The 16,414-nt window shown below is 58.5% G+C and carries 17 protein-coding genes; 13 read left to right on the top strand and 4 right to left on the bottom strand.

Annotated elements, in window-relative coordinates; translation table 11 throughout:
- Together ACXAET_RS03460 and ACXAET_RS03455 are read left to right on the top strand one after the other, a co-directional pair.
- The gene (locus tag ACXAET_RS03460) at positions 1-1,413 is read left to right on the top strand and encodes a 3'-5' exonuclease (RefSeq protein WP_475181172.1); all 1,413 of its coding nucleotides are present in this window, start codon (positions 1-3) and stop codon (positions 1,411-1,413) included.
- Between the two features lie 90 nt (positions 1,414-1,503).
- Positions 1,504-2,004, top strand: a complete 501-nt coding sequence (locus ACXAET_RS03455) for a flavin reductase family protein (RefSeq protein ID WP_475181171.1) — start codon at positions 1,504-1,506, stop codon at positions 2,002-2,004.
- A 3-nt stretch (positions 2,005-2,007) separates the two neighbouring features.
- Here ACXAET_RS03455 and ACXAET_RS03450 read toward each other — a convergent pair whose 3' ends face one another.
- The 3 genes from ACXAET_RS03450 to ACXAET_RS03440 are packed head-to-tail and all read right to left on the bottom strand — an operon-like array spanning position 2,008 to position 4,237.
- Complete coding sequence (locus ACXAET_RS03450) at positions 2,008-2,487, bottom strand: DUF6505 family protein (protein WP_475181168.1); 480 nt, start codon at positions 2,485-2,487, stop codon at positions 2,008-2,010.
- Between the two features lie 2 nt (positions 2,488-2,489).
- The gene (locus tag ACXAET_RS03445; protein ID WP_475181166.1) at positions 2,490-3,179 is read right to left on the bottom strand and encodes a biotin/lipoate--protein ligase family protein; all 690 of its coding nucleotides are present in this window, start codon (positions 3,177-3,179) and stop codon (positions 2,490-2,492) included.
- Complete coding sequence (locus tag ACXAET_RS03440; RefSeq protein WP_475181163.1) at positions 3,176-4,237, bottom strand: Mrp/NBP35 family ATP-binding protein; 1,062 nt, start codon at positions 4,235-4,237, stop codon at positions 3,176-3,178. The genes ACXAET_RS03445 and ACXAET_RS03440 overlap by 4 nt, the downstream gene beginning before the upstream one ends.
- Positions 4,238-4,345: 108 nt before the next feature.
- On the opposite strand from ACXAET_RS03440, the gene ACXAET_RS03435 reads away from it, so the two are divergent.
- On the top strand, positions 4,346-5,074 hold the full coding sequence (locus ACXAET_RS03435; RefSeq protein ID WP_475181161.1) for a c-type cytochrome: 729 nt from the start codon (positions 4,346-4,348) through the stop codon (positions 5,072-5,074).
- Here ACXAET_RS03435 and ACXAET_RS03430 read toward each other — a convergent pair.
- A complete protein-coding gene (locus tag ACXAET_RS03430) occupies positions 5,068-7,023 on the bottom strand; it encodes a 4Fe-4S binding protein (RefSeq protein ID WP_475181156.1) in 1,956 nt (651 codons plus the stop codon). The two genes, ACXAET_RS03435 and ACXAET_RS03430, sit on opposite strands and share 7 nt — an antisense overlap.
- Positions 7,024-7,262: 239 nt before the next feature.
- On the opposite strand from ACXAET_RS03430, the gene ACXAET_RS03425 reads away from it, so the two are divergent.
- The 10 genes from ACXAET_RS03425 (at position 7,263) to ACXAET_RS03380 (ending at position 16,414) form a co-directional block, all read left to right on the top strand.
- Complete coding sequence (locus ACXAET_RS03425; protein ID WP_475181152.1) at positions 7,263-7,817, top strand: DUF3305 domain-containing protein; 555 nt, start codon at positions 7,263-7,265, stop codon at positions 7,815-7,817.
- A complete protein-coding gene (locus ACXAET_RS03420; RefSeq protein ID WP_475181147.1) occupies positions 7,814-8,380 on the top strand; it encodes a DUF3306 domain-containing protein in 567 nt (188 codons plus the stop codon). The genes ACXAET_RS03425 and ACXAET_RS03420 overlap by 4 nt, the downstream gene beginning before the upstream one ends.
- A 4-nt stretch (positions 8,381-8,384) precedes the next feature.
- A complete protein-coding gene (locus ACXAET_RS03415) occupies positions 8,385-8,996 on the top strand; it encodes a TorD/DmsD family molecular chaperone (RefSeq protein ID WP_475181143.1) in 612 nt (203 codons plus the stop codon).
- A gap of 61 nt (positions 8,997-9,057) precedes the next feature.
- Positions 9,058-9,246 (top strand): ubiquinol-cytochrome c reductase iron-sulfur subunit N-terminal domain-containing protein, encoded by a 189-nt coding sequence (locus ACXAET_RS03410; protein WP_039530250.1) that lies wholly within the window; start codon positions 9,058-9,060, stop codon positions 9,244-9,246.
- A gap of 104 nt (positions 9,247-9,350) precedes the next feature.
- Positions 9,351-12,245, top strand: coding sequence for a formate dehydrogenase subunit alpha (locus ACXAET_RS03405; protein ID WP_475181135.1), 2,895 nt, complete (start codon positions 9,351-9,353; stop codon positions 12,243-12,245).
- Between the two features lie 16 nt (positions 12,246-12,261).
- Complete coding sequence (gene fdh3B / locus ACXAET_RS03400) at positions 12,262-12,858, top strand: formate dehydrogenase FDH3 subunit beta (RefSeq protein WP_039530246.1); 597 nt, start codon at positions 12,262-12,264, stop codon at positions 12,856-12,858.
- Positions 12,859-12,932: 74 nt separating this feature from the next.
- Positions 12,933-14,141, top strand: coding sequence for a formate dehydrogenase subunit gamma (locus ACXAET_RS03395; RefSeq protein ID WP_475181126.1), 1,209 nt, complete (start codon positions 12,933-12,935; stop codon positions 14,139-14,141).
- Positions 14,142-15,419 (top strand): c-type cytochrome, encoded by a 1,278-nt coding sequence (locus ACXAET_RS03390; protein WP_475181122.1) that lies wholly within the window; start codon positions 14,142-14,144, stop codon positions 15,417-15,419. It abuts the gene before it with no gap.
- Positions 15,416-15,541: a hypothetical protein gene (locus tag ACXAET_RS03385; RefSeq protein WP_475181120.1), complete on the top strand. Its 126-nt coding sequence runs from the start codon at positions 15,416-15,418 to the stop codon at positions 15,539-15,541. Before ACXAET_RS03390 ends, ACXAET_RS03385 begins: the two co-directional genes overlap by 4 nt.
- The gene (locus tag ACXAET_RS03380; RefSeq protein WP_475181116.1) at positions 15,542-16,414 is read left to right on the top strand and encodes a substrate-binding domain-containing protein; all 873 of its coding nucleotides are present in this window, start codon (positions 15,542-15,544) and stop codon (positions 16,412-16,414) included.

Genomic DNA, 16,414 nt, shown 5'->3' with positions numbered 1-16,414 from the left:
ATGCTAAACCGGTTAAGCCTGCGCGTACGCATTTTTCTGTTCTTCTGCCTTTTGGCCGTAGGTGCGCTTGCCGTAAGTTCTGTTGCGCTTTGGATCAGTTACCTGCGCGTCGCTGACCCGTCCCTTGTCAATGCGTTCATCATGGCCGAAATCCTGATGGGGTTTGGGTTCATCGCCCTGATTATCGCTGTTTGGCTTCTGTTTGACGACAATGTTGCGAAACCCATCGAACGCTTGTCAGCACAATTGCGGGCGCGTGCTCATGCAGGTGTCAGCACTGATGTCGACACGCAAGCCGCGCGCTATCTTGGCGATCTTGCGCCTGCTGCGGCGGGGTTGGCCGAGCAACTGTCTGGGAAAACCCTGGATGTCGCCCAAGCCGTTGCAGCCGAAACCGCCTATCTGACAGCCGAAAAAAAGCGACTGACGGCGCTGTTGACCGAGATACCTGTGGCGATGGTTCTCGCCAGTCCAACGCATAGGATCGTCCTTTATGACGGGCAAGCCGCCGGCGTTCTGGCCCAAATCGCGCATCCTCGTCTAAACGCGTCCTTGTTCGAATACTTGCAGCGCGGACCTTTGGAACAAGCCCACAAGAAACTGTCGAAATCCGGGTTTGAAATCGACTGTACGCTCACCAGTGTCGACGGCGCGCAAACCTATTCCGCGCGGATGAAACCATTGGGCGATGCGCCCGGTTACTTGCTGATTTTTGACGAAAGCGCCGTGAATATCTCACCCGAAGAGGCGCGTCCCCTGGTCTATGACTTCGACCTGTTGAATAGTACGGATAGTGGTCAGTTCGAAACCCTTGCATTGCAGGAACTGTGCTTTGTGGTGTTCGACACCGAAACCACCGGGCTGCTGCCGCACAAAGATGAAATTGTCCAGATCGGAGCGGTTCGGGTCGTCAATGGCCGCATCGTGGACGGCGAACATTTAGACATGCTGGTCGATCCCGGTATGCCGATCCCGCCAGCCTCAACCAAAGTCCATAAAGTCAGCGATCACATGGTTCGGGGCGCGCCGGATATTGTCGAGGCAGGTCGCACCTTCCATCAGTTCGCCCGGGATGCGGTGATCGTCGCCCATAACGCACCATTTGACATGGCCTTTTTGCGGCGCCACGCCAAGCGAATGGAGGTCGAATGGGATCACCCCATTCTGGACACGGTTCTTTTGTCTGCGGTTCTTTTTGGTGCCAGCGACAAACACACATTGGATGCCTTATGCGATCGGCTTGAGATCACCATCCCGAATGAGTTGCGGCATACGGCGCTGGGTGATGCTGTCGCGACGGCGCAAGCCCTGGTCAAGATGCTGCCAATGCTGCAAGCCCGTGGAATGGCGACCTTTGGTGCCGTCGTGGAAGCGACCCGCCAGCATGGCCGCCTGCTGGAAGACATGAATTAAACCTCGACACCTTCAACTGTGTTGTCAGCTTTTCATGGACAAACTTCGCAGGTCGTGGCACCTGAAACACGACGACTGCAAGAGCGCAAAATGACAGAAAAAAACTTCACCCCCACACCGGATCAAGTCTTGTCTTATCGTGAGGCTCTGGGGTGCTTTGGAACCGGCGTTACGGTAATTACGACGGATACGGGGAATGGGCCGCGCGCGATTACCGTGAACTCTTTTTCGTCGGTGTCGCTGGACCCGCCATTGGTGCTGTGGTGCCTCGCCAAGGATTCCCATCGCTTCAACTCATTCAACGCGTGTCAGCACTATTCCGTTCATGTAATGGCTGAGGATCAGCAAGAACAGGCTTTGCAATTCGCCCGCGATGGGCTGGACTTCTCGCATATGGATTGGGCGCTGGATCACAAAAGACGCCCGCAATTGGCCGAATGCCTGGCGCGGTTTGACTGCAAGCTTCACAACAAACATGAGGCCGGCGATCACTTGATCATCATTGGTGAGGTGGAACGCGTAATGTACCGCAAAGGCAAAGGCCTGATTTTCAAACGCGGCCAGTTCGGCGGGTTCGCGGACCAGATTTAACCGTCACTCATCGGCCGAGCCGTGAACGGCCAGCGCCTCAAGCTGGGTTTCTTGCGGTGTGATTGTCCGGAATGCCTCATGAACGCCGGTTTCGGAAAGCTCGCGTGCCACGGTCAGCAACGTGTTTGGCGCGTGTTCCTCGCACAGATCGCACATTTGTGCCACTTCTGCCCGCGCCACTCCTAACGCCGCCTCCACTGAGGGCGCGCCGTAGAACTGCACAAAATGCTCGGCAAGGTTTTTCGTGACCTGATCCAGTTCGGCCTCTTCAATCTGCGTAACCGCGACAAATGTCACACGTCCAAAGGTTTCGACACCAAGCCAGCCATTCGAAAAAGCCTGTCGCGCCTTACCTTCCAGATCGGCCTGCCCCCAATTCGAGAATTCGAACCCGCCCGAGATGCACCACTCGCCGGTTCGCGCCGGAGAGTGAAACACGTTCATATCGCTTTCGTCGAAATGGATTGCTCGGGCCAGTTTCATCATCAGTTCTCCAACAATTCGGTCAGTGGCCGCAGTCTGGTCTGTGAACCGTCACGGATCAACATTCCGAACCGTTCGTCCGTGCCGAGGAATACGCCCCCCTCACGCGGCTCACCCACACCCTGCAACAGCCCCATCCATTCGCCATGCAAAGGGGCATTACCATCCTCTTGCCAGCGGTTGAGCCAAGTCAGCATATGACGCGACCAGCTTTCGACCAACTGCACGGCAGAGACATCGGCACAGCCTTCGTCGTAAAGTGCTGTCACATCCGGCGTTTTCCCCGGATCTCCGCCGGTTTGCAGCAATGCCAGGTCCCAGCCGACGACGAGCCAAGCAGGCTCGATCTGGGGATCGGTGGTCGACGCGGCGACGTGGAACATCCCACATTTCGCACCGTTCACATAGATCAGACCATCCCACCCCAGATGTACGGCAACCTCGGGTGGCGCCAATGCACCCAGTGCGTTCTGAAAACCAACGGCACATAGCGGCAACATCACCATGGCATCCTGCAAGGGCACTTCGGGTGCAAAGACGATGGCAGCGCGGAGGTGGTCGGCCTGAATGTTATAGACGACTGTACCGCCATCGCAGCCAAGCGCCGCCATGGCCTGCGCGCGCTCGAACGGGTCCTCTCCTCCCTGCGCGGGATGGCCCATCAACAAGGGAGGAAAGACCGGTTTGTTCATGCGTTGCCCTTGGCAATCAGATCGCGGGCGATTTTACGGAATGCCTCGGCCTGCGGGCTGTCGGGCTTTGTGACCACGATGGGGGCACCTCCGTCGGCGGCCAAACGAATGTCCAAATGCAGCGGAATTTCACCCAACAAAGGAACGCCCAGCGCCTCAGCTTCTGATGCGACACCGCCATGACCAAAGATATGCTCTTCATGCCCGCAGTTCGAACAGATATGGGTCGACATGTTTTCGATCATTCCAACGATCGGCGTTTTCAGCTGGTTGAACATGTCGATCCCTTTGCGGGCGTCGATCAGGGCCACGTCCTGCGGGGTTGAAACGACAATGGCGCCATCCACCATGAATTTCTGGCTCAACGTCAACTGGACATCGCCAGTACCGGGAGGCAGGTCCACGATCAGCACATCAAGCGCGCCCCATTGTACCTGTTTCATCATCTGTTGCAGCGCACCCATCAGCATCGGGCCACGCCAGACTACCGCCTGCCCTTCGTTGGTCATCAGGCCCATCGACATCATGGTCACACCATGATTACGCAGCGGCAGGATCGTCTTGCCATCAGGGCTGGCCGGACGGCCCGAGACCCCAAGCATACGAGGCTGCGACGGGCCATAAACATCCGCGTCCAACAGGCCGACACGCCGTCCTTCAGCCGCCAAGGCGCAGGCAAGGTTGGCCGAGACGGTCGACTTACCGACGCCACCCTTGCCCGACGCAACAGCAATAATCCGATCAACACCCGGCACAGCCTGCGGTCCGGTTTGCGAAGGTTTTGGTTTGGGTTTCAAATCCGGCGGTGCCTTGTCGGAATGCGCAGTCATCATCGCGGAGACGTTGGCCACGCCTTCAACCATCTGCGCGGCTTGTTCCGCAGCGGCCCGAACAGGTTCCATACGCTCCGCCTGCTTCGGGTCGATCTCAAGCACGAACCGAACGGTGCCGCCGTCCACGTTCAACGCACGTACAACACCCGCGCTGACGATATCCTGACCAGAGACAGGATCGGTGATCTTCTTAAGGTTTGCCAGAACCGCGTCACGAACACTCATGCCTGTACCCCGTTCGTCTGCCCAACCTTGTGGCTGATTTTCATTGCATGTGTCTCCGTCTTTTTCTGTTCAATTGACGCATTTGGGGCCGGGCCGCTAGATTAGGCCATGCGCTTTGTCCTTTTGTGCCTGACCCTGACGCTCTCTGCCACCCCCTCTTTGTCGCAAGAGGCGCTGGGGCTTGCCGCCCCGGCTGAGGTGAAAGAGTCCGGTCTGTTGCAACATATTCTTCCACGCTTCTCGCTCAAGACCGGGATACGCGTTATTGCGGATGATGCGGGTGTTTTGCTGTTGGAAACGGCTCCTCCGGGTGATCCGGTCTTTGCACGCGCCGGTGTGGTCTATCACCTGCGGATCGAAAGTGACGCCAGGCATGAGCGATTCCGCGACTGGCTGTTGTCCGATATCGGCAAAAATACGGTTGAAAGCTTTACGCCGGAACAAGGCGCACCCTTCTCTGCCAGTTTCGAAGCCGCAGCGACCCAGCAGGAAACCGCTGTCGATGGCGATGCACTTCGGGGCGAGGAATTGTCGATGACCCATTGCGGACGGTGTCACGTGATAGGCCCACGGAACCGGATGAACGGGCTGGGCTCGACCCCCTCTTTTGCGGTGCTGCGCGCGATGCCAGATTGGTCCGAACGGTTTGAAGCCTTCTTCGCCCTTAATCCCCACCCCGCGTTCACGCAGATCGACGGGCTGACGCCGCCTTTCGACCCCGAGCGCCCGTCACCCATCCATCCGGTCCAAATGACCTTGGAAGAGCTTGAGGCGATTCTGGCTTTTGTGTCGGTTATCAAGGCGGCTGAACTTGGCGCCCCGCTAAAGCTTCAGTGATCCTTTCTGTCTGAGAAGTAGTCTTCGGTCGTGACGACCTTGGGCTTCGGTTTTGATTGGAACGGGTTGTCGTCGTGCTGGAACTGCACTTTCACGCGGCAGTTGTCGCACATCTGGATCATCCGCGCTTGTTCTGAGGTGGCGAACATCGGATGCGTGCCCGACAGCTTTTCCATGATCCGCTCGATCGTGGACTTCACCCCGAACAGGGCACCACATTCCACGCAGGCAAATGGCTCTTCCTCGTTCAGAACCTGTTGCGACAATGCCGCGTCGCTGAGATCAAGTTGCGGAACTAAAGAGATCGCATCCTCGGGACAGATGCCCCTGCATAAGCCACATTGCAGACAGGCGTCCTGTTGAAAGTTCAATTGCGGCTTGTCGGGGTTGTCGATCAACGCGCCGGATGGGCACAGTGACACACAGCTCAGGCACAGCGTGCAGGCATCCGTATCTACTGCAATGGCTCCATAGGGCGCGTTATCTGGCAACGGCAAGGGCGCATCTGCCTGAGGGTTCAGCGCCTGCGCCGACAGCCGCGTGATTTGCCGGCGATTGCCCAACGGCAAGACCGGATCGACCAAGGGCGGTGGTACGTCCTGCGCATACAGCAATTCTGACATTGCATCCGGGTCGGCCTCATCAATCAGCCCTATCCCATTCGGCCCGGCAATGGCATGCGCAAGCGCTAGCTCTCGATTCAGCGCCTCGCTTTCAGTAGTCGGGGCCAAAAGGATGTCGACACGTGCAAAGCCATGGGCCAGCGCGGCCAACATCTCGGCGTGGCCGAAGCCCGAGATCACGCTCAGTTCCAACGGGATGACGTCTGCTGGCAGGCCGAGCCCGAACCGCGCCGCAAGCCGGATCATCTCGGTCCCATGTGCATCATGCACCAGCAACCGAGGCGCCTTGCCCCCTGCGCGCCGATACGTGCGTGCCAAAATATGCATCCGCGACAGAACGGCGGAAACTGGCGGGTCTTCATAGGTGATGGCAGTTGAGGGGCACAGGGCCGCGCAGGCTCCGCATCCGGCGCACACCATAGGGTCGATCGACACGTGCTCACCCGCCGGAATGATTGCACCCGTCGGGCAGATATCCAGGCAATTGGTGCAGGCAACTTGTTCGGCACGGGAATGCGCGCAGAGTGTCTCTTCCAACCGAACGTAAAGCGGCTTTTCGAACGTGCCGACCAGTTGGACTGCCAAGAAGGCAAGACGCTCGACCGCGACCAAATCTTTGGGATCGGCACGCAAATACCCCTCGCGCTTGGCGGGGGCCTGAACGAACGGAGTGCCACCGGTCAGGTCAAGAACCATGTCGCAGGATGAAAGCGCACCATCGCGCGGTTCGGACCAGCCGAAGGCCCCGCGACCGCCCGGTTCAAGCTGCTGCAATCCATCAAAACGCAATGAAAACCCGCCCAGTGCACCGCTCACAGACCGCAACTGCCCTCGCACCACGTCAAAGCTGCGCGTGATCGGCGGCGCATTGTCAGTGATCAGCACTGTAACGGCCAGCGTATCAGACAGTCTTTTCGCCAGATCAAAGGCCGGTTCACCGGGACCAACAATAAAACAGGTGCCCTCGCTGATCACGTCAACGCTGCGCGTGATTGGCTGAGGCAGCAATGCCTCGGCAGCCAGGGCGGCCATCTTGGGGGCTGCTGCGCTGCCCTGATCAGACCACCCGGCTCGGTCGCGCAGATCCACAAAGGCGGGCGGGTCGACTTCCAGTTCGTCGGCAAGGGCGCGGAACACGTCCTGTTCCTGACCGCAGGCAATAAGGACCTGCTCTTCTTCTTGCAAGGCTTGTGACACTAACCCCAGCTGATCGGTGCATAGCGCGGTGTGAATTTTAGAGCATTCAACATCGCAGGAACCTGCAATCCGGTCGCCGTCAACGGTTTGACTGCCTGCGCAATCACAAAGCAAAAGTTTGGTACTCATATCCTCCCCCGGACACATTCCCTACGCAGTGCACATTAACCCGTGTTGCCGCATAGGCAATCCGATTGACAGAAACCAGCGATGATTATGAAAATAAACGATTCAATTCCTGATAATTGAAGTAAGGAATTTGCTTGAAAATTATACGCTTCAGCAGAATTGATGCTTGGCACAAAGCCCGATTGTGTACCATAGTGGACGCAAGGGAAGGCAGGGGAGAGCCTTTCGAGGAGGAGCCAGTGGCCAAGGCCGCAAGCCAGACTAAAATTCCAATCGGCGTCGTTGTGCGCAAAACACCCGGCGTTACCCGCTGGGCCAAGTGGAATTGGCGCGCTGTCGCCGTTTTACCCGGTGCCGGACCAGCAGACTGGCGCGAATTGCGCCGTGAAGGTGACGCAGTGGAATACCATGCAGCCACCCTGCCCCTGACACTTTGGGCGGATGAAACCGAAGCCTACATGGTCAACCTGTCCGATGGCCAACCCTCAATTTATCTGGTTCTGCGCGATGCGCTTGATGGTGAGCGTCCGATGGATGCGGTCCTTGTCACGGCATCCCCGTTCGAAGGGCAGGACTATGCCGATACCGGGGAAGAAATAGTCGAGAAAATCCCGATGACCGATGGCCTGATCGCCTGGGTCAGGGATTTTGCGCTGGAACATCACCGTGACGAGGTTTTTGTGAAACGCCGCCGTGACAAAAAGCGGACCGATCTTGTGGAAGACGGCAAGGGGGACGCCCGTATCCGGCAGGCCTCAGACGTTTACCGCGCTCCGCGGAGGATTGCGCAATGACCCAAGCCCGCGATTTCTGGTCCCGTCGCAAGGCCGCTGTTCAAGCCGAGGCCGAAGCCGAAGTGATCGCGGCCGAAGACCAAGCCATTGCCGCACAACAGGCCGAGTTGAAGGAAAAAAGCGACGCCGAGATATTGGCTGAGTTCAACCTGCCTGATCCCGATCAGTTGCAAGCCGGAGATGACGTCTCGGGCTTTATGGCCAAGGCTGTGCCAGACCGCCTGCGCCGCCGCGCGCTGCGGCGTTTGTGGCGGCTGAATCCGGTTCTGGCCAATGTCGACGGGCTGGTCGATTACGGCGAAGATTATACCGACGCTGCGTGCGTGATCGAAAATATCTCTACGGCCTATCAGGTCGGCAAAGGCATGCTGGCCCATATCGAAGCGCTAGCGGCGCAAGCTGAAGAACCTCAGCCAGAAGAAGACACAGCCGAACCGGACGCGGACCCCGAGTTGCTGGAAGAGCCTAGCCCGACGCCCGTTATTGTCGCTGTGGCTGAGGACACCGAAGAGGTTGAATTGGCCCCTACCCCACGCCGCATGAAATTCGAGTTTGAAGGATAGCCTTATGACCGCAAACAACGCGCAACAACTTGATGTCTCGTCCGAGGATCGCCTGCGCGCGGATTTCTATAACTTTCTTGGACTTCTTCTGGCTGCCCCGCCGGATCAAATGCTGCTGGATCAGGTCGCTGGCCTGACCGGGGACGATACCGATCTTGGACAGGCCATTCAGGCCATGGCGCGTGTGGCAAGGGTCACCAAACCCGCCGCCGCGGAACGCGAGTTCAATGCCCTGTTCATTGGGCTGGGACGTGGCGAGCTGCTGCCCTATGCCAGCTTTTATCTGACCGGCTTTCTGAACGAAAAACCCTTGGCGCAGCTGCGCAAGGACATGGCCGCACGCAGTATCACGCGGGCCCAAAACGTGTTCGAGCCAGAGGACAATATCGCCTCATTGATGGAAATGATGGCGGGCATGATCGTTGGCCGCTTTGGTGCGCCTGCAACATTGGCGGATCAGAAGGCGTTCTGGAACAAACATATCGGCCCCTGGGCCACGCATTTCTATGCGGATCTGGAAGCAGCCGAAGCATCGGTACTTTACGCATCTGTCGGCACGGCCGGTCGGGTGTTCATGGAGATCGAGCGCGAGGCGTTTCGAATGACGACAGCCTGAATTGCTGTCCTTCACCGGCGCCTTTTTGGGCGTCAAACTGCAAATGGGAAAGGAGATGCCCATGAGCAAGACCAAGGAAGAAGGCGCAACGCGCCGCGACTTCCTCAAACTGGCCGGAACCGCAGCACCCGCTGCCGTAGCCGCCGCCAGCCTGACCGGAAAGGCCGAAGCAGCCGAGCTGCCAACGGACGAAACCCGGATGCAGGACACCGCGCACACGCGCGCATACCTCGACAGCGCCCGGTTCTGACCCGGACGTTGTCACACCCGGCAGACGGTTGCGATTGGCCCTGACGTCGGCATCAACAGCACCAAGCCAGCCATGCAGATCATGGCCAGCAAGGGAGGAGAAAAATGCTTAGGAAAAAGACCAACGGGGTTGCGAGACGCCCCCAGCGGACAAGTATCCTGTCCCAGATCGGCGAGAAAACCGTCGATCGCCGCGCATTCCTGCGTGGCTCGGGCCTGACGATTGGCGGCCTTGCCGCGATCAGCGCCACGGGTGGAACCGTGACACAGGCCAATGCCGCCGCCACAGCCACCGGCGCGGTCAACCTAGTGAAATCGGTTTGCACGCATTGTTCGGTCGGTTGCACCGTGGTTGCCGAAGTATCGAACGGCGTCTGGATCGGTCAGGAGCCGGGCTGGGATAGCCCGTTCAATTTGGGTGCCCACTGCGCCAAGGGGGCCTCGGTTCGCGAGCACGCCCATGGCGAGCGCCGCCTGAAGTACCCGATGAAAAAAGAAGGCGGAGAGTGGAAACGCATCAGCTGGGAAGAGGCGATCAACGAGATCGGCGACGGCATGATGAACATCCGCCAGGAATCCGGACCAGACAGTGTGTACTGGTTGGGGTCTGCAAAGCACAACAATGAACAGGCCTATCTGTTCCGCAAGTTCGCCGCCTATTGGGGCACGAACAACGTGGACCACCAGGCCCGGATTTGCCATTCAACCACGGTTGCGGGTGTTGCGAATACATGGGGCTACGGCGCCATGACCAACAGCTACAACGACATCCATAACTCAAAAGCGATCTTCATCATCGGCGGCAACCCGGCCGAGGCGCACCCCGTCTCGCTGCTGCATGTTCTGCGCGCGAAAGAGCAGAACAACGCACCGCTGATTGTTTGTGACCCGCGCTTTACGCGCACCGCGGCTCATGCGGATGAGTATGTCCGGTTCCGTCCCGGCACAGACGTTGCCCTCATCTGGGGGATGCTGTGGCACATCTTCGACAACGGTTGGGAGGACAAAGAGTTCATCCGTACCCGTGTCTGGGGAATGGACCAGATCCGTGAAGAGGTCGCCAACTGGACGCCAGAAGAAACCGAGCGCGTGACGGGTGTACCCGGTTCACAGCTGAAGCGCGTGGCGCGCACATTGGTGAACAATCGCCCCGGCACAGTGATCTGGTGCATGGGTGGTACGCAGCACACAAACGGGAACAACAACACCCGCGCCTACTGCGTTCTGCAACTTGCACTCGGTAACATGGGCACGTCCGGCGGTGGCACCAACATCTTCCGCGGCCACGACAACGTGCAGGGCGCGACGGACCTTGGTGTTCTGTCTCACACCCTGCCCGGCTACTATGGCCTGTCAAAAGGTGCATGGGCCCATTGGGCACGCGTCTGGGGTGAAGACCCAGAATGGCTGTCTGGTCAGTTCGCTTCGATCAAGGACAAGGACGGCAAGGACAAGCCGCTTCAAAACGAACGCGGCATTCCGGTGTCTCGTTGGATCGACGGTGTTCTGGAAGACCCGGCAAACATGGACCAGGACAACAATGTCCGTGCCATGGTTCTGTGGGGTCACGCTCCGAACTCGCAAACGCGGGGACCGGAGATGAAGACGGCGATGGAGAAGCTGGACATGCTGGTCGTAATTGACCCGTATCCCACCGTTTCGGCCGTCCTCCATGACCGCACCGATGGCGTCTACCTCTTGCCCGCGTGTACGCAGTTCGAAACCCGTGGCTCGGTCACGGCGTCGAACCGATCGCTACAGTGGCGCGACAAGGTGGTTGATCCGTTGTTTGAAAGCCTGCCGGACGAGGTCATCATGGCCAAGTTCGCAAACAAGTTCGGCTGGGCGGACCGTCTGTTCCGTAATATCGAGATGGAGGACCCAGAGACCCCCAACGTTGAAAGCATCACGCGTGAGTTCAACAAAGGGCTTTGGACCATCGGCTATACCGGTCAGTCGCCGGAACGTCTGAAAAGTCACATGGCCAACCAGCACACGTTCGACAGAACAACGCTGCAGGCTGTGGGCGGTCCGAATGACGGCGAGTATTACGGCTTGCCCTGGCCCTGCTGGGGAACGCCGGAAATGGGCCATACGGGGACACCGAACCTTTATGATATGTCCAAACCGGTGGCCGAAGGTGGCCTGACCTTCCGCGCGCGCTTTGGCGTGGAACGGGATGGTGACAACCTGTTGGCCGAAGGGGTCTATAGCGTTGGGTCGGAAATTCAGGATGGATATCCCGAATTCACGATGCAGATGCTGATGGACCTTGGCTGGGACGGTGACCTGACAGCCGAGGAACGCGCGGCCATCGACGCCGTTGCGGGACCAGAGACCAACTGGAAAACCGACCTGTCCGGCGGTATCCAGCGGGTTGCGATCAAGCATGGCTGTGCGCCCTTCGGGAACGCCAAGGCCCGCGCGGTCGTCTGGACCTTCCCGGACCCGATTCCACTGCATCGCGAGCCGCTCTATACCAACCGGCGCGATCTGGTGGCGGACTATCCAACTTACGAAGACCGTCAGGCTTATCGCCTACCGACCCTTTATGCTTCGATCCAGAAGAACGACTTTTCAAAGGATTACCCGATAATCCTCACGTCAGGTCGTCTGGTTGAATATGAAGGCGGCGGGGATGAGACGCGGTCAAATCCATGGCTGGCCGAGCTTCAGCAGGACATGTTCGTCGAGATCAATCCACGCGATGCCAACAACCTTGGTATTCGCGACGGATCACAGGTTTGGGTGGAAGGTCCGGAAGGAGGCAAGGTCAAGGTGATGGCGATGCTGACCAACAGGGTCGGTGCCGGCGTGGCCTTCATGCCATTCCACTTCGGTGGCCATTTCCAGGGAGAGGACCTACGGGCGAAATACCCGAAAGGTGCCGATCCTTATGTGCTGGGTGAAAGCACCAACACCGCCCAGACCTATGGCTACGATTCAGTGACCCAGATGCAAGAGACCAAAGCGACTCTGTGCAAAATCTGGGCAGCGTAAGGGAGGAAAAGAGAACATGGCAGCAAGAGCAAAATTTCTCTGCGACGCCGAACGCTGCATCGAGTGCAATGCCTGCGTCACCGCGTGTAAGAACGAACACGAGGTGCCGTGGGGCGTGAACCGCCGCAGGGTGGTGACGATCAATGACGGTGACCCGGGCGAACGCTCGATCTCGGTGGCCTGTATGCATTGCTCGGACGCGCCTTGCATGGCGGTGTGCCCGGTCGACTGCTTCTATCAGAACGAAGAAGGGGTCGTCCTGCACTCCAAGGACCTGTGCATTGGCTGCGGCTACTGCTTCTACGCGTGCCCCTTCGGCGCGCCGCAGTATCCGCAGGCGGGCAACTTCGGATCACGCGGCAAGATGGACAAATGTACCTTCTGCGCCGGTGGCCCCGAAGAAACGCACTCAACCGCAGAGTTCGCAAAATATGGTCGCAACCGGATTGCAGAAGGCAAACTGCCCATCTGCGCCGAGATGTGTTCCACCAAGGCCCTGCTCGCCGGTGACGGCGACGTTGTGTCCGCCATTTACCGTGAGCGAGTTGTCGCGCGCGGCTTTGGCTCGGGCGCATGGGGCTGGGGCACGGCTTACGACCAGAAAGACGGCTAAGGCCGCTTTCCGTAAACCAAACAGGCGACCTGCATGCGTGGGTCGCCTGATCAGGGATTTTGACCGAGGTTCAGATGTTCCGCTTATTCATCGCATTGCTGTTTACCATTGGACTGGCACAAGCCACCATCGCGCAAACCAACGAGACAGAGGCGCCAGCCACTACAAACGAGCGTACCTCGACCGGTGGCGCAACCACGTTAGAGGATATCCTGGCCCGTCAGCGCGGTGAAAAAGTGGATGACAGCTACCGATCGCAAAACACCGGCCAAGGCAATGTTGAGGGCCTGCTGGGGCAGTTCGGAACGCGCGGTGTCGCCTCGGACAGCGATGTCTACCGTGCGTTGCGCTACGGGTCGGCAGATGTAACAGTGTCGTCGCGCGGACCCGCCGACAGCGTTCTGATTCAGGACGGTGGTATGTGGTGGATGGCATTTCGCACCGGTCCGCTACGCGAATACGGAACGTATATCATTGCTGGAATGCTGGCCATCCTCGTGCTGTTTTTCCTGCTGCGCGGGAGAATTCGCATAGATGGGGAAAAGACAGGCCGGACCGTGCTTCGCTTTAACGGGTTTGAACGTTTCGGCCACTGGTTGTTTGCGGGCTCATTCTTGGTGTTAGGAATAACGGGCCTGCTGACGCTTTATGGCCGCGACTTCCTGATCCCGATCTTTGGAAAAGAAGGGTTCGCGACTATCGCGCAGGGCTGCAAGTGGCTGCACAATAATCTTGCCTGGGCGTTTATGCTGGGGTTGGTCATCATCACCGTGAATTGGATCGCGCACAACATCCCCAACCGCACCGACTTGAAATGGCTGGCCGCCGGAGGTGGGCTATTCACCAAAGGCAGCCATCCGCCCGCCAAGAAATTCAACGCTGGCCAAAAGGTGATCTTCTGGGCCTGTGTCCTACTGGGAATATCGATCAGCCTGTCGGGCCTGTCGCTTCTGTTCCCGTTCGAATTGCCGATGTTCGCCAAAACCTTCTCGGTCGCAAATGCCACGGGTATTCCCCAGATGCTTGGCCTGAACCTGCCGACGCAAATGTCCCCGCAAGAAGAGATGCAATACGCGCAGCTCTGGCACGTGATCGTCGCCTATATCTTCATCGCCATAATCATCGCGCATATCTACCTTGGCTCTGTCGGGATGGAAGGCGCGTTCGATGCCATGGGCACCGGCGAAGTTGAAGAACAATGGGCACGCGAACATCACTCGCTGTGGTTGGAAGAGGTGCAGGAAAAAGAAGCCGGCAAAGCAGCGGCCTCGCCTGCAGAATAGATGCGCTGGTTGGCCGTTGCACTTGCTCTGATCCCCCTGCCCGCCTTGGCCGAGTTCTTTACGCTCAAAGGTCACGGTGGACCGATCATGGGGATCGCGACCGCGCCTGACGGGCGGATCGCAACGGCAAGCTTCGATAATTCCGTTGGCTTGTGGTCGGACGGGAAGCCGGAATGGCTTGAGGGGCACGAGGCCGCTGTCAACTCTGTCTCTTTCAACGGGCGTGCGATCTACTCAGCCGGGGATGACTTTACCTTGCGCCGCTGGCCGGGTGGCGAGGTTGTTGGCCGTCATAAGGGAAAGATCGTGGGTCTCGCGGCCTCGAAAACTCACGTGGCAACGGCAAGTTGGGACGGCACCATCGGACTTTGGCCCGAGGACGGTTCAAGCGCACATACCCTAACCATCGGTAGCGGGGTTAACGCTGTCGCCTTCTCTTCCGATGGCGCCACATTGTATTCCGCCGGTATGGATGGAACCTTGCGGATTTGGGACGTGGCCAGCGGCGAGGAAACCCGGCGTCTGGTCGAACATGGCTTTGGGATAAATGAGCTTGTTCTGAACACCCAAGACAACTGGATTGCCTATGGAGCGGTTGACGGTGTGACGCGCATATTGGATCTGAATACCGGAGAAGAGCGCGATTTTACCCTTGGCCGCCGTCCAATCCTGGCCCTGGCGCTGAGCCCGGATCGCACAATGCTGGCCGTGGGGGATGGTGAAGGTTACATCATGATCATCGACACGCAGGACTGGCGTATCACACAGGATTTCCGCGCCACCCTGCGCGGGCCGGTTTGGGCTTTGGCGTTTTCTACCGACGGACGGAACATTCACGCAGGCGGTATTGATGAGGCGATGTACAGCTGGCCTGTGTCGGCACTCGGCGATCAGGGGCAAATGGCTGCGATGGAGCCAAGTTTCCTGAAAAACCCGGAAGAGATGAGCAATGGTGAACGCCAGTTTGCCCGCAAATGCTCGATCTGTCATAGCCTGACACCGGATGGGGAAAGACGGGCGGGTCCGACATTGCATGGCGTCTTTGGCCGAAAGGCTGGAACTCTGCCGGGATATTTCTACTCGGATACGCTGCAAGACTCTGATATCATTTGGAATGACGATACAATAAATACCCTTTTCGACGAAGGGCCAGACCATTACATTCCGGGGTCAAAGATGCCGATGCAACGGATCACACAGCCGAAAGACCGAAACGATTTGGTTGCCTTTCTGCGCCGTGCAACGGCACCGGAGAACGCAACCGGAGGAGACCGATGAAAGCCTTTATGGCCGCTGTGGCCGTAATGGTCGTGATTACCGCTGCGGCACCTTTTGCGCTGCAACAGATGGGATTCAGCGCGGCGGATGTGGGATCCGGATCCGCTGTGCGCCTCGACTAAATGTCTGAATACCTGACGACGAAAGAGCTGGCCGACCTGCTGCGCATTGGCGAGCGGAAGGCCTATGACCTTGCTTCATCTGGTGAGGTTCCCTGTGTGCGCGCCATGGGCAAGCTGCTGTTTCCGAGGCCCGAGGTTATCGCATGGCTTAATGCCTCACGCTCAGGCCCGCAGGTTGCAGAACCTCCCCTGCCCCCGATTGTCGCAGGCAGCCATGATCCGTTGCTGGATTGGGCGCTGCGTGAAAGTGGATCGGGTCTGGCGACGTATTATGACGGATCGTTCGATGGGTTGGACCGCCTGAAGGATCGCAGCGCACAAGCCGCGGCGCTGCATATTCACGAAGACAACGGCTTTAACACACAGTCCTTGCGTGCCAATCTCGGTGAGGCTCCGGTTGTTCTTTACGAAATCGCGCAGCGACAGCGCGGGCTGCTTCTGTCCCTGGAAGCCACGGGCATCTCCGGATTTTCCAAATTGAAAGGACGGCGGGTGATCCTGCGTCAGGACAGCGCCGCCAGTCAGCGGTTATTCGACACGCAGCTTGAAGCCCACGGGCTGACGCGCGACGATCTGGACACTCTACCCACCGCTGCCCGCACCGAAGAAGAACTGGCCATTGCTTTGCACGACAGCAAGGCCGAGGTTGGGTTCGGACTGGGTGCCTTGGCTGGGCTCTACGATCTGAAATTCGTCCCGACCCATTCCGAGCGTCTGGATCTCGCCATCTGGCGACGCGCCTATTTCGATGACCCGATGCTGAAGCTGCTGGGCTTTCTGCAATCAGAACGTTTCAGCATCCGCGCCGCCGAATTTGGTGGCTATGATCTGTCTGGATTGGGAACAATCCACCACAACGGCGCCAGCGGCTGA

It is taken from the genome of Ruegeria sp. AWH4_226 (assembly GCF_056159225.1).
This window is presented reverse-complemented; position numbering and strand designations above follow the sequence as displayed.

Coding starts and splice junctions, on each gene's coding strand:
- ACXAET_RS03460 (WP_475181172.1), top strand. CDS start 1: ATGCTAAACCGGTTAAGCCTGCGCGTACGCATTTTTCTGTTCTTCTGC.
- ACXAET_RS03455 (WP_475181171.1), top strand. CDS start 1,504: ATGACAGAAAAAAACTTCACCCCCACACCGGATCAAGTCTTGTCTTAT.
- ACXAET_RS03450 (WP_475181168.1), bottom strand. CDS start 2,487: ATGAAACTGGCCCGAGCAATCCATTTCGACGAAAGCGATATGAACGTG.
- ACXAET_RS03445 (WP_475181166.1), bottom strand. CDS start 3,179: ATGAACAAACCGGTCTTTCCTCCCTTGTTGATGGGCCATCCCGCGCAG.
- ACXAET_RS03440 (WP_475181163.1), bottom strand. CDS start 4,237: ATGAGTGTTCGTGACGCGGTTCTGGCAAACCTTAAGAAGATCACCGAT.
- ACXAET_RS03435 (WP_475181161.1), top strand. CDS start 4,346: ATGCGCTTTGTCCTTTTGTGCCTGACCCTGACGCTCTCTGCCACCCCC.
- ACXAET_RS03430 (WP_475181156.1), bottom strand. CDS start 7,023: ATGAGTACCAAACTTTTGCTTTGTGATTGCGCAGGCAGTCAAACCGTT.
- ACXAET_RS03420 (WP_475181147.1), top strand. CDS start 7,814: ATGACCCAAGCCCGCGATTTCTGGTCCCGTCGCAAGGCCGCTGTTCAA.
- ACXAET_RS03415 (WP_475181143.1), top strand. CDS start 8,385: ATGACCGCAAACAACGCGCAACAACTTGATGTCTCGTCCGAGGATCGC.
- ACXAET_RS03410 (WP_039530250.1), top strand. CDS start 9,058: ATGAGCAAGACCAAGGAAGAAGGCGCAACGCGCCGCGACTTCCTCAAA.
- ACXAET_RS03405 (WP_475181135.1), top strand. CDS start 9,351: ATGCTTAGGAAAAAGACCAACGGGGTTGCGAGACGCCCCCAGCGGACA.
- fdh3B (WP_039530246.1), top strand. CDS start 12,262: ATGGCAGCAAGAGCAAAATTTCTCTGCGACGCCGAACGCTGCATCGAG.
- ACXAET_RS03395 (WP_475181126.1), top strand. CDS start 12,933: ATGTTCCGCTTATTCATCGCATTGCTGTTTACCATTGGACTGGCACAA.
- ACXAET_RS03390 (WP_475181122.1), top strand. CDS start 14,142: ATGCGCTGGTTGGCCGTTGCACTTGCTCTGATCCCCCTGCCCGCCTTG.
- ACXAET_RS03385 (WP_475181120.1), top strand. CDS start 15,416: ATGAAAGCCTTTATGGCCGCTGTGGCCGTAATGGTCGTGATTACCGCT.
- ACXAET_RS03380 (WP_475181116.1), top strand. CDS start 15,542: ATGTCTGAATACCTGACGACGAAAGAGCTGGCCGACCTGCTGCGCATT.